At 65.0% G+C, this 10468-nt stretch carries 7 protein-coding genes and 3 rRNA genes; 7 read left to right on the forward strand and 3 right to left on the reverse strand.

What is annotated here, in order from left to right; translation table 11 throughout:
- The 4 genes from AC1D02_RS22035 to rtcA all read left to right on the forward strand — a co-directional run.
- Positions 1-136 (forward strand): 23S ribosomal RNA (locus AC1D02_RS22035); the annotation flags it as partial.
- 142 nt (positions 137-278) lie between these two features.
- A 5S ribosomal RNA gene (rrf, locus tag AC1D02_RS22040) occupies positions 279-391 on the forward strand.
- A gap of 120 nt (positions 392-511) precedes the next feature.
- Entirely contained in the window at positions 512-1747 is a 1236-nt protein-coding gene (locus tag AC1D02_RS22045; protein ID WP_477320604.1) for an RtcB family protein, read from the forward strand.
- A 3-nt stretch (positions 1748-1750) separates the two neighbouring features.
- Positions 1751-2770 (forward strand): RNA 3'-terminal phosphate cyclase, encoded by a 1020-nt coding sequence (gene rtcA / locus AC1D02_RS22050; protein WP_477320605.1) that lies wholly within the window; start codon positions 1751-1753, stop codon positions 2768-2770.
- A gap of 183 nt (positions 2771-2953) precedes the next feature.
- Here rtcA and AC1D02_RS22055 read toward each other — a convergent pair whose 3' ends face one another.
- Positions 2954-3718, reverse strand: coding sequence for an ABC transporter ATP-binding protein (locus AC1D02_RS22055; protein WP_477320606.1), 765 nt, complete (start codon positions 3716-3718; stop codon positions 2954-2956).
- Entirely contained in the window at positions 3715-4740 is a 1026-nt protein-coding gene (locus tag AC1D02_RS22060; RefSeq protein ID WP_477320607.1) for a FecCD family ABC transporter permease, read from the reverse strand. The genes AC1D02_RS22055 and AC1D02_RS22060 overlap by 4 nt, the downstream gene beginning before the upstream one ends.
- Positions 4741-4879: 139 nt before the next feature.
- On the opposite strand from AC1D02_RS22060, the gene AC1D02_RS22065 reads away from it, so the two are divergent.
- On the forward strand, positions 4880-6310 hold the full coding sequence (locus AC1D02_RS22065) for a DUF2868 domain-containing protein (protein WP_477320608.1): 1431 nt from the start codon (positions 4880-4882) through the stop codon (positions 6308-6310).
- Positions 6307-7761, forward strand: coding sequence for a DUF3482 domain-containing protein (locus AC1D02_RS22070; protein WP_477320609.1), 1455 nt, complete (start codon positions 6307-6309; stop codon positions 7759-7761). Before AC1D02_RS22065 ends, AC1D02_RS22070 begins: the two co-directional genes overlap by 4 nt.
- On the opposite strand, the gene AC1D02_RS22075 is transcribed toward AC1D02_RS22070, so the two are convergent.
- A complete protein-coding gene (locus AC1D02_RS22075; protein WP_477320610.1) occupies positions 7758-9863 on the reverse strand; it encodes a TonB-dependent receptor family protein in 2106 nt (701 codons plus the stop codon). The two genes, AC1D02_RS22070 and AC1D02_RS22075, sit on opposite strands and share 4 nt — an antisense overlap.
- 470 nt (positions 9864-10333) lie before the next feature.
- Here AC1D02_RS22075 and AC1D02_RS22080 point away from each other — a divergent pair.
- Positions 10334-10468: ribosomal RNA gene (locus tag AC1D02_RS22080) — 16S ribosomal RNA — on the forward strand; the annotation flags it as partial.

The raw sequence follows: 10468 nt of genomic DNA on the forward strand, positions 1-10468 counted from the left end.
TTGCCTTGAGATGAGATTTCCCAGAGCCTTGAGCTCTTTAAAGGGTCGTTCGAGACCAGGACGTTGATAGGTCAGGTGTGGAAGTGCAGTAATGCATTAAGCTAACTGATACTAATTGCCCGTACGGCTTGTCCCTATAACCTTAACAGGTACGGAGATAAGAAGAACGGCGCTGTTGATTGTTCTGATTCATACTCATTACCCAGTAATACAAAACTTACTTCTTCCAGATTCAAGGAATTGCTGCCCCGTCGGGAGCAAGACCTGTACAAGTTATGCCTGATGACCATAGTAACTCGGTACCACCCCTTCCCATCCCGAACAGGACCGTGAAACGAGCTTACGCCGATGATAGTGCTGCAACCAGTGTGAAAGTAGGTTATCGTCAGGCTAGTTATAAAGAAAAAACCCGAGCAGAAATGCTCGGGTTTTTTTTCGTCTGTTGAATTGCAACGGAACGCGTTTCAACCGCGCTCCCGGGTACACTGGAATCGGCTTTCAAGGTGATCCGATGAAAAACGCGCACTACGACGTCATGCAAACCGAGGGCGGGCGCCCCGTGAAAATGTGGACCAAGGGCGTCCCGGTGGAAGAGTCCGCCAGGCAGCAGCTCGCCAACACCGCGAAGATGCCCTTCATTTACAAGCACGTCGCCGTCATGCCCGATGTGCATCTCGGAAAGGGATCGACGATCGGCAGCGTGATCCCGACCCTCGGCGCGGTGATCCCGGCCGCGGTCGGCGTCGATATCGGCTGCGGCATGATGGCCGCGAAAACCACGCTCACCGCGAACGACCTTCCGGATAACCTTGGCAAGCTGCGCAGCGCCATCGAGCGCGCCATCCCGCACGGCATCACGCCGAAGACGCGCGGATCTCACGGCCGGGACCAAGGCTCCTGGCATACCGCGCCCGCGGCCGTGGACGTGGCGTGGGCGCAGTTGAAGGATGAATTCGACGCCATCTGTTCAAAGACGCCCAAGCTGAGAAACACCAACAACTACCGCCATCTCGGCACGCTGGGCAGCGGCAATCACTTCGTCGAAGTCTGCCTCGACGAGACGGGCGCCGTCTGGTTCATGCTGCACTCCGGTTCGCGCCGCGTCGGCAATGCGATCGGCACGCACTTCATCGAACTGGCCAGGCAGGACATGCGCACCCACTTCATCAACCTTCCCGACCAGGACCTGGCTTACCTGACCGAGGGGACGCGGCACTACGACGATTATGTCGAGGCGGTGGGCTGGGCGCAGAAGTTCGCGCGCGTGAATCGCGAAATCATGATGCGGAATTTGATCGCGGCGGTGCGCGCCGTGATCGCCAAGCCCTTCGAGACGCATGTGGAAGCGGTCAACTGCCATCACAACTATGTGCAGAAGGAGCGCCATTTCGGCAAGGATATCCTGGTCACTCGCAAGGGCGCCGTCTCCGCGCGCAAAGGCGAGCTCGGGATCATTCCGGGTTCGATGGGCGCAAGGAGTTTCATCGTCCGCGGCAAGGGAAACGAGGATAGCTTCAACAGCTGCAGCCATGGGGCCGGTCGCACGATGAGCCGCACCGAAGCGAAGCGACGGTTCACGCTTGCCGACCACGCCAAAGCGACCGAGGGAGTGGAGTGCCGCAAGGATGCCGGCGTCATTGACGAAATTCCGATGGCGTACAAGGATATCGACGCGGTCATGAGCGCACAGAGCGACCTGGTGGAAGTGGTGCACACGCTGAAGCAGGTGGTCTGCGTGAAGGGCTGAAAGATGCTTGAGCTGGATGGATCGATCGGAGAGGGCGGCGGGCAGGTGCTGCGTACTGCGCTGACCTTGTCGATGATCACCGCGCAGCCCTTTCGCATCGCGAACATCCGCGCCCGGCGCGCGAAGCCGGGCCTGATGCGCCAGCACCTGGTGGCCGTGCAGGCGGCGGCGCAAGTCTGCGACGCGATGGTGACTGACGCCGACGTGGGATCGCAGTCATTGACCTTCGTTCCGAGGCAAATCAGGTCGGGCGATTATCAGTTCGCGATCGGCACGGCGGGCAGCTGCACGCTGGTGCTGCAGACCATCCTGCCGGCGCTGCTGTTCGGCGACGCCGTATCGACCGTCCGCATCACCGGGGGGACCCACAATCCGATGGCGCCGCCGGTGGAGTTTCTGCAGCGCGCATACTTCCCGCTGCTGCGGGCGATGGGCGCGACGATCGACATCGAGATGCTGCGCGCTGGATTCTACCCTGCCGGCGGCGGGGAGCTGCTCGCATCGGTGGCGCCATGCAGCCAATTGCTGCCGCTCGAGCTGCTATCGCGCGGCAAGCTCCTCGCCGGCTACGCCGAAAGCATCGTGGGCGGCGTTCCGGCAGGCGTCGCGCAGCGCGAACTGGAGTGCATCGGCGCCGGCATGGGATGGGGCGCCGCGCAATTGCGGGAGCGCCGCCTGCCCGCCGGACAGGGACCCGGCAACGCACTGTTGATCACTTTCGAGCACCAACACGTCGCCGAAGTGTTCACTGCTTTTGGCGAGAAAAGAATCAGGGCCGACGCCGTGGCCCAGGCGGTCATGCAGGAGGCGCAAAAGTATCTCGCTTCGGACGCCGCGGTCGGCGAGCACCTGGCCGACCAGCTGATGCTGCCGATGGCGCTCGCCGGCGCCGGCCGATATTCGATCGAGCAGGTGTCGCAGCATGCCCGCACCAACTCCGAAACGATAGCCCGTTTTCTGCCGGTCCGCATCAGGTTCGAGGCAGGCGACAACTGTTCCATCTGCGTCGTCGAGAGAGCGTAACGGAATCAGATCGGCTGCTCTATGAGATAGCCTTTCGCTTGCAGCGCCGCCACCATGCCGGTCGGGTTCATGACAAGCGGCGATCGGACTTGTGGTTCCCTCCAAAATGGTGAGCACCGGTCTTACCGTTTATGAATCATGCATTTATAAGTAACATATGGTTACTCTGGCATGCATGCATGCTCATCGCGCCGGAACGAAAATGCGCCGGCCCTCGTGCAGGACGATGTCCACCGGATGGCCAAGGTAGCGGCTCACCGTCGGCGCCGACATGACCTGTCCGATCGGGCCGGCTTCCCAGCTGCCGTCCCCCATCAGCAGCAGCGCATGCGTGCAAGCCTGCTCGGCGAGATTGAGGTCGTGGCCGATCATGACTGCCGTCTTGCCCTGCTCGCGGCACAGCTTCGAGATCAGCTGCATCATGCCCACCTGGTGCGCCAGGTCCAGCGCGTTGGCCGGCTCGTCCAGCAGCAGCAAGGGCGTATCCTGCGCCAGCATGGCCGCGATCGCGACGCGCTGACGCTCGCCGCCGGACAGGCTGCGCACGTCACGCTGCGCCAGTTCCGCCACTTCCATCGACGCCAGCGCCGCCATCGCAATCGCGTGGTCGTCGCTGCCTTCCCAATAGCGCTGGCCGTGGTAGGGATGGCGCGCCGCCAGCACGGTTTCGAGCACGCGATAGGCGAAGGCGTCGCTGCGCGTCTGCGGAAGGTAGGCCCGCTTGCGCGCCAGTTCGTCCAGCGGCCATTCGGCCAGCAGGCGCCCGTCGATGGCGACGCTGCCCGCATCCGGCGGGCGCAATCCGGCCAGGGTCCGCATCAGCGTGCTTTTGCCGGCGCCGTTACGGCCGATCACGCACCAGCACTCGCCGGCGGCCACGCGCCAGTCGAGCTTTTCGACGAGGGTGCGCGCGCCGGCCCTCAGGCACAAGGAATCGGTGACGATCATGCGCGGCGCAGCTGGTGCAGCTGATAGAGGAAGACCGGCGCGCCGACCAGCGCGGTGACAACGCCGACCGGCAGCTGCTGGGGCGCCAGCGCGGTGCGGGCGACGATATCGGCCAGCACCAGCAAGGTGCCGCCGGCCAGAGTCGCCACCGGAACCAGCAGCCGGTGGTCCGGGCCAATCGCGAAGCGGCAGGCGTGCGGCACGATCAGGCCGACGAAGCCGATGCTGCCGGCGCTGGTGACCGCGCTGGCCGTCAGGATTCCCGAGCAGAAGAACAGGCCCTTGCGCAGCGCGCCGACGCGCACGCCCAGCGTCGCCGCGGCTTCGGCATGCAGCGCGAGCACGTTCAGCGAGCGCGCGCTGCGCAAGGCGAACAGCAGCGCGCCGCCCAGCACCACCCACGGCAGCACGCGCACCGGCGCGCCGGCCAGGTCGCCAATCATCCAGAACACCATGCCGCGCAGCCGGCTTTCGGGCGCGATCGACAGCAGCAGCGTGACCGTCGCCATGCATGCCGACGACAGGATCACGCCGGTCAGCAGCAGCACCGACGCGCCGCCCGACGCGGCCGATCCGCCCGCCAGGTCGCGCCGCGCGAGCAGGTACAGCATCATCGACACCGCCACCGCGCCGGCGAACGCGGACGCGTCGACCATCCACAGGGCGCCCATCGTCAGCAGCGCGACCAGCGCGCCAACCGACGAGCCGGCCGAGATGCCCAGCACATAGGGATCGGCGAGGGGATTGCGCAGCAGCGCCTGCATCATCACCCCCGCCAGCGACAACGCCGCGCCGGTGACGAAGGCCACGATCGCGCGCGACAGGCGCAGTTCGAGCAAGGTCGCGGCCATCGTGTCGGCGCGGCCGTGCAGGAGTTGGGAGAAGGCGCCGGGCAGTTCGGACGGCGCGACGCCGACCGAGCCGGTCATGCCGGACAGGCCGAGGCTACAGATGGCCAGCGCGGCGAGCGCGCCGACGACCATGATCGACCGTTGGCGCGGGTCGCGGAAAATCGGATGCATCGAGATCCATGGGCGGGCACAAAACCCGGCCATTATACGGCCTTGCGACAATTGCAAGCCACGACGCTGCCCCGCGCGCGCGCAAAGTGCGGCACAATTGAACAATCAATATTGTCGTTTTATCCAACCCGAAACGAACATGAACGAACAGGTGGCGAGGGACGTCGTGCTGGTGCGCGCGATCGAAACGATGGACCGGAATCATGAGATCCTCAGCGACGACGATCGCCTGTACGCCAGCCGCAGCGCGAAGGAGCTGGCGGAATGGGCGGCGGCGGACAGCAAGTCGGCAGTCACCGCCGACCATTTCCTGCAGCAGCGCGCGGAGCTCATTCTCAAGCGGCTGGCCGAGCGCATGCCGGCGTTTCGCGCATTCCAGGAGCGCGGCGCCGGATGGAAGCTGCTCTCGGTTGGCGTGCCGCTGCTCGCGCTGATCGTCGGCGCCGGCGTCGACCGCATCAGCGATCCGCATCGTGTCGACCTGTTGTCGGCGCCCCTGCTGGCCGTCATCGCCTGGAATTTGATTGTCTACATGGTGCTGCTGGCGTGGCTGTTCGTGCCCGGTTCGAAGACCGGCTGGGCCGGCGCGGCCGCCTTGCGCCGGCTGGCCGCTGGCAAGGCGGCGCTGCCGCGCAAGCTGCCGTCGACATTGACTGCGGCGCTGGTCGAATTCATGGCCGAGTGGACCCGCCTCAGCGCAAAGCTCACGCACGCGCGCCTTGCCCGCACCATGCACCTGGCGGCGGCGCTATTTGCCACGGGCGCGATCCTGTCGCTGCTGGCGCGCGGCCTGCTGACCCAATACGTCGCCGGCTGGGAGAGCACCTTCCTCGATGCGCCGCAAGTGCACGCCGTGCTCGCGGTGCTGTTCGCGCCGGCGACCTGGCTGCTGCAGCTGCAGGGGTTTTCCGTTGCCGACATCGAGGCGCTGCGGTTTTCGCACGCGCCGTCGATGGCCGGGGGGCGGCGCTGGGTGCTGCTGTACGCCGCGACGCTGATGCTGCTGGTGGTGCTGCCGCGCTTCGTTCTCGCCGCCGCCGCGCAATGGCGCGCGCGCCGGATCGCACGCAACTTCCCGCTCGATCTCGACGTCCCTTACTTCCGCAAGCTACGCGGCAAGATGGGCGGCCCGCCCGGCGTGCTCCGCGTGCTTCCTTACAGCTTCACGCTGGACGAGACGCGCGACCGCGGCCTGGCGACCGTGGCCACGATGCTGTTGGGCGAGCAGGCCAGCGTGATGTTGCGGCCATCGAGCGCCTACGGCGACGAACCTGGGGATCTTCTCGGCGATGAGAAAGTCACCATGACAGCAGTGCTGTTCAACCTTGCGGCGACGCCGGAAAAGGAAAATCACGGCGCGTTCATCGAACACCTGGTGCGCCAGTCGCCGCGCACGATGGTGCTGATCGATGAATCGTCGCTGGCCGAGCGCCTTGGTGCGCAGGCGGGGAAAGCCCGCATCGACGAACGCGTCGCTTTGTGGCGCGAGTTCTGCGCGCACCATCACGCCGGCGCGACGGTCGTGAACCTGCTCGATCCTCAGGCGCGCCCGCTGGAGGAGGCGGCATGAACGGCGTGACGATCCAGTTCGCGCTAATTTCGCACACCAACAACGGCAAGACCACGCTGGCGCGCACGCTGGTCGGGATGGACGTCGGCGAGGTGCGCGATGCAGCCCATGTCACCGTGTTCGCCGAATCGCACACGCTGCTCGCGACACCACAAGGCGATTCGCTGCTGTTATGGGACACCCCCGGTTTCGGCGATTCGGTACGCCTGCTGCGCCGGCTGGCTCTGGCGGGCAATCCGATCGGCTGGTTTTTGCGCGAAGTGGTGGACCGCTACCGCGACCGCACCTTCTGGCTCAGCCAGAATGCGCTGCGCACCGCGCGCGACGCCGCCGACGTGGTGCTCTATCTGGTTAATTCGACCGAGCATCCGCGCGACGCCGGCTACCTGCCGGCCGAGATGAAGATCCTCGAGTGGCTCGGCAAGCCGGTAGTGGTCCTGCTGAACCAGATGGGGCCACCGCGTCCCGCTCCGGAGGAACTGGCCGAGCAGGCCACCTGGAAGCAGCACCTGGCCGAATACCCCGTCGTGCGTGAAGTGCTTGCAATGGATGCCTTCGCCCGCTGCTGGGTGCACGAGCGCGTGTTCTACGAAGCGGTCGGCAAGCTGATCGAACCGGCTAGCCAGGAGGGATACGCGCGCCTGTTCGCTGCGTGGGAAGCCAGCAACGCGGACCGCTTCCGCCGCGCGATGGAGATCACCGCGCAGCAGCTGGCGGCAGCGGCGCGGGACAGCGAACCGGTACCGGAAGAGAAAAAGAACCTGCTGCGTTCGGCGATGAACGCGGTCGGCTTGCGCAAAGGCGCCGAGCAGCGTGCGGAAAAAGCCATGGCCGCGATGCTCGAACGCCTCAACAGCCAGGTGGGCGCCGCAACCGGGCGCCTGCTGGCATTGCACAAGCTCGACCCGGGCGAAGCGGCGAAGATCAATGCGCGCGTGCGGCAGAACTTCGCGATTCGCGCGCCGGTCGACAAGGCGCAGGCAGGGCTGATCGGCGCGATCGTGTCGGGCGCCGCGACCGGATTGTCGGCTGACCTGATGGCGGGAGGGCTGACGCTGGGCGGCGGCGCCTTGCTGGGCGGAGTGGTGGGCGCGCTCACATTCGCCGGCGCGGCATGGGGCTTCAACGCCAGCACGGACCGCGACCATCCGACCGTGCAGTTCGCCGACGACTTCCTGAAATCGATGGCGGTGGCGGCGATCCTGCGCTATCTGGCCGTCGCGCATTTCGGGCGCGGGCGCGGTAATTTCGTCGAAGGAGAGGCGCCGGCATTCTGGCAGGCCGAAGTCGAACGCGCCGTGGCGACCCACGCCGATGCGCTCGGCGCGGCGTGGCGAACGGTGTGCGCGGATCCGAAGGAGTCGGGGCAGCTCGAAGCCGTCGTGACCGACATCGGCGCCAGCGTGCTCGAACAGCTTTATCCGTCGACGCCGATTTTTGCCGGACGCTAGAACGTGTAGGCGACGCTGGCGCCCAGCATCCAGTTGCGGCCGGACGCCGCTTCGTAGAAGCGCTTGTTGGCGTCGCCCACAATCACGGAGCCGACATACCGGCGATCGAACACGTTGTTCATTCGGGCGAACTGCTTGAAACGCCACGCGCCGGCTTGCTGCTTCGCGTCGACGCGCAGGTTCGTCACGGCATAGCCTGGCGCCTGGATCTCGATATTGGCGTCTTCCGCGTAGACCTTGCTGCTGGCGATGACTTCGGCCGCGGCGCCCCAACGATCGGCGGCGCTCTTCCACGCCAGCTCCGCAAACACGTTAGCGTTCGGCACGCCGGGCAGGCGGCTTCCGGCGCGCACGCCGCCGAAGCCCTGCTCGTACACCGCGCGCAGCGCAGTCAGGGCCAGCCGAGCCTTGATGCCGGCGCCGAGGGACGAGTCCAGCGACAGTTCCCCGCCCTGGCGCAGGGTTGCGCTGGCGTTCTTGTAGCTGGTGCGGCCGCCGGCCGAACTGTCGACCACCAGCTCGTCGCTGGTGCGCACCTGGAACAGCGCCGCGTTGATGCGGGTGTGCGCGCCCGCGATTGCTTTCAGGCCGGCTTCCAAGTGGGCGCTTTGCGCCGCGCGCAGCCCGAAATTGAAACCGCCGCCGGCGCCCGAGTAGAACAGTTCGTTCAGTGTCGGCGTCTCGAAACCGCGCGCTGCGCTTGCATACAGGTTCAGCGTCGGGCTTACTTTGTACAGTGCGCCAAGCACGGGCGTGGTGTGGCGGTAGTCGACGCCGCCGCTGTCGTCGCCATTGGCGAGAAAATGATCAGCCACGCGCACGCGCAGGCGGGTGTGGCGCAAACCGGCAGTCAGCGCCCAGGCGCCGGACTGCCATTCGGCCTGGAGATACGGGTCGAGGCTGGAGAGGATGTCCTGCTCGTCGCGGCGCAATGCGCCCTTGACGCCGAATTGGGTGCCGATAAAGTTTTCGAATCCTTGGCGACGATCGCTGGAATGGCCGGCGTCGATGCCGATGGTGGCAGTCAGCTTGCCTTCTCCTGCACGGCGCACGCTGACCCAGTTGATGTCGACGCCGTTGAAGTCGCGGTCGAAATCGACCACGCCGCCGGAATGCGAGGCCGGCGCCTGGAAAGCCTTCGAAAACGCCTGGTACTGGATCACCTGGCGATTGCCGCCGTACGCCATCACGTGCAGGCGATCGTCACCGAAGCGCTGGTCATAAATCACGCCGGCCTGCTGATGGCGGATGTCCTTGCGTGTGTCATAGCGATCGGCCAGCGTGCGCTTCGGCGTTGCGGTATCGGTTGCGTCGACCTCGCCGGCGCGCGGGTCGCGCTGCAAAGTCGCCCAGGTGACGCCGAGCGGATCCTGTGTGCCGAGCTGCCGCAGCGAGTTGGCCACCAGGGTGAGCTTCCCGCCTTCGGCCGGCGTCATCGTCAGCTTGGCGAAAGACTGGTCGCGCGTGGCGGCGCTGTTGTCGCGATAGCCGTCCGTCTCGAAGCGCGACGCGTCGATCACGTAGCCGAACGCGCCGCTGCTGCCTTGCGCATTGATGTCGGTCTTGCGCGCGCCGTCGCTGCCCGCGGACAGGTTCGTCTCCAGCGTCGGGCGGCCGGCGCCGTCGCGGGTAAAGAGCTGGATCACGCCGCCCGAGTGATTGCCGTAGATCGCGGAGAACGGCCCGCGCAGCACTTCGATGCGTTCGGCCATGTCGAGGTTGAACGCCGATGGCTGTCCCTGGCCGTCGGGCATGCTGGCGGGGACGCCATCGCTGACAAGGCGCACGCCGCGCACGCCAAAGGCCGAGCGGGCGCCGAATCCGCGCGACGAAATCTGCAGGTCCTGCGCGTAGTTCTGGCGGTTTTGCGCGACCAGCCCCGGTACGGCGGACAAGGCCTCGGAAGCATTGACGCGCATCTGGCCATCGCGGACGCGCGCCGCATCGATCACGTCGATGGATGCGGGAAGGTCGAAGCTGGTGTGTTCGATCCGGCTCGCGCTCACCACGACCACGCTCGAAGGCGGCACAGCATCCTGCGCGCTGACGGCCGATGTGGCGAACAGGCACACCAAGGCGTGCGGGCGAAGCGAATACGTCATGCGGGATTTTTCGTGGTGATGTCCGACACACAATATACCTGCCGGGTGCCCGCCACGTCGGCCGATTCGATCTGTTGCAACGCATCAAAAAAGCCTTGCCAAGGCCGAGTCCGCTTTGCTATAGTTCGCCTCCCCGAGAAATTGGTTAACAAAAACAAGAACTTGGGAGCGTCGGAAACGACGGTGTAGGAAAAAAGGAGTTGACGGTGTAGGCGAAACGCTTCATAATCTCATCTCTCTGTTGCCGACAAACACAACGCTTTGTCACTGAGCAGCAAGCAGTACCGAACAAGTTCTTTAACAATTAACAGTCGATAAGTGTGGGCGTTTGATGAAGGTGCCAGTGGCTTCGGTCGCTGAATACTTAAATTATCAAATGTTCACAAAAAAGAAATATAGGCGCTTCGCAAGAAGTGGCCTGTCAGTATTTTGAGTGAGCGATCTGTCCGCAAGGACATTAAACAGAGATTGAACTGAAGAGTTTGATCCTGGCTCAGATTGAACGCTGGCGGCATGCCTTACACATGCAAGTCGAACGGCAGCGCGGGGCAACCTGGCGGCGAGTGGCGAACGGGTGAGTAATATATCGGAACGTACCCTGGAGT

Source organism: Massilia sp. P1_C10 (assembly GCF_056406475.1).

Coding starts and splice junctions, on each gene's coding strand:
- AC1D02_RS22075 (WP_477320610.1), bottom strand. CDS start 9,863: ATGACGTATTCGCTTCGCCCGCACGCCTTGGTGTGCCTGTTCGCCACA.
- AC1D02_RS22055 (WP_477320606.1), bottom strand. CDS start 3,718: ATGATCGTCACCGATTCCTTGTGCCTGAGGGCCGGCGCGCGCACCCTC.
- AC1D02_RS22045 (WP_477320604.1), top strand. CDS start 512: ATGAAAAACGCGCACTACGACGTCATGCAAACCGAGGGCGGGCGCCCC.
- rtcA (WP_477320605.1), top strand. CDS start 1,751: ATGCTTGAGCTGGATGGATCGATCGGAGAGGGCGGCGGGCAGGTGCTG.
- AC1D02_RS22060 (WP_477320607.1), bottom strand. CDS start 4,740: ATGCATCCGATTTTCCGCGACCCGCGCCAACGGTCGATCATGGTCGTC.
- AC1D02_RS22070 (WP_477320609.1), top strand. CDS start 6,307: ATGAACGGCGTGACGATCCAGTTCGCGCTAATTTCGCACACCAACAAC.
- AC1D02_RS22065 (WP_477320608.1), top strand. CDS start 4,880: ATGAACGAACAGGTGGCGAGGGACGTCGTGCTGGTGCGCGCGATCGAA.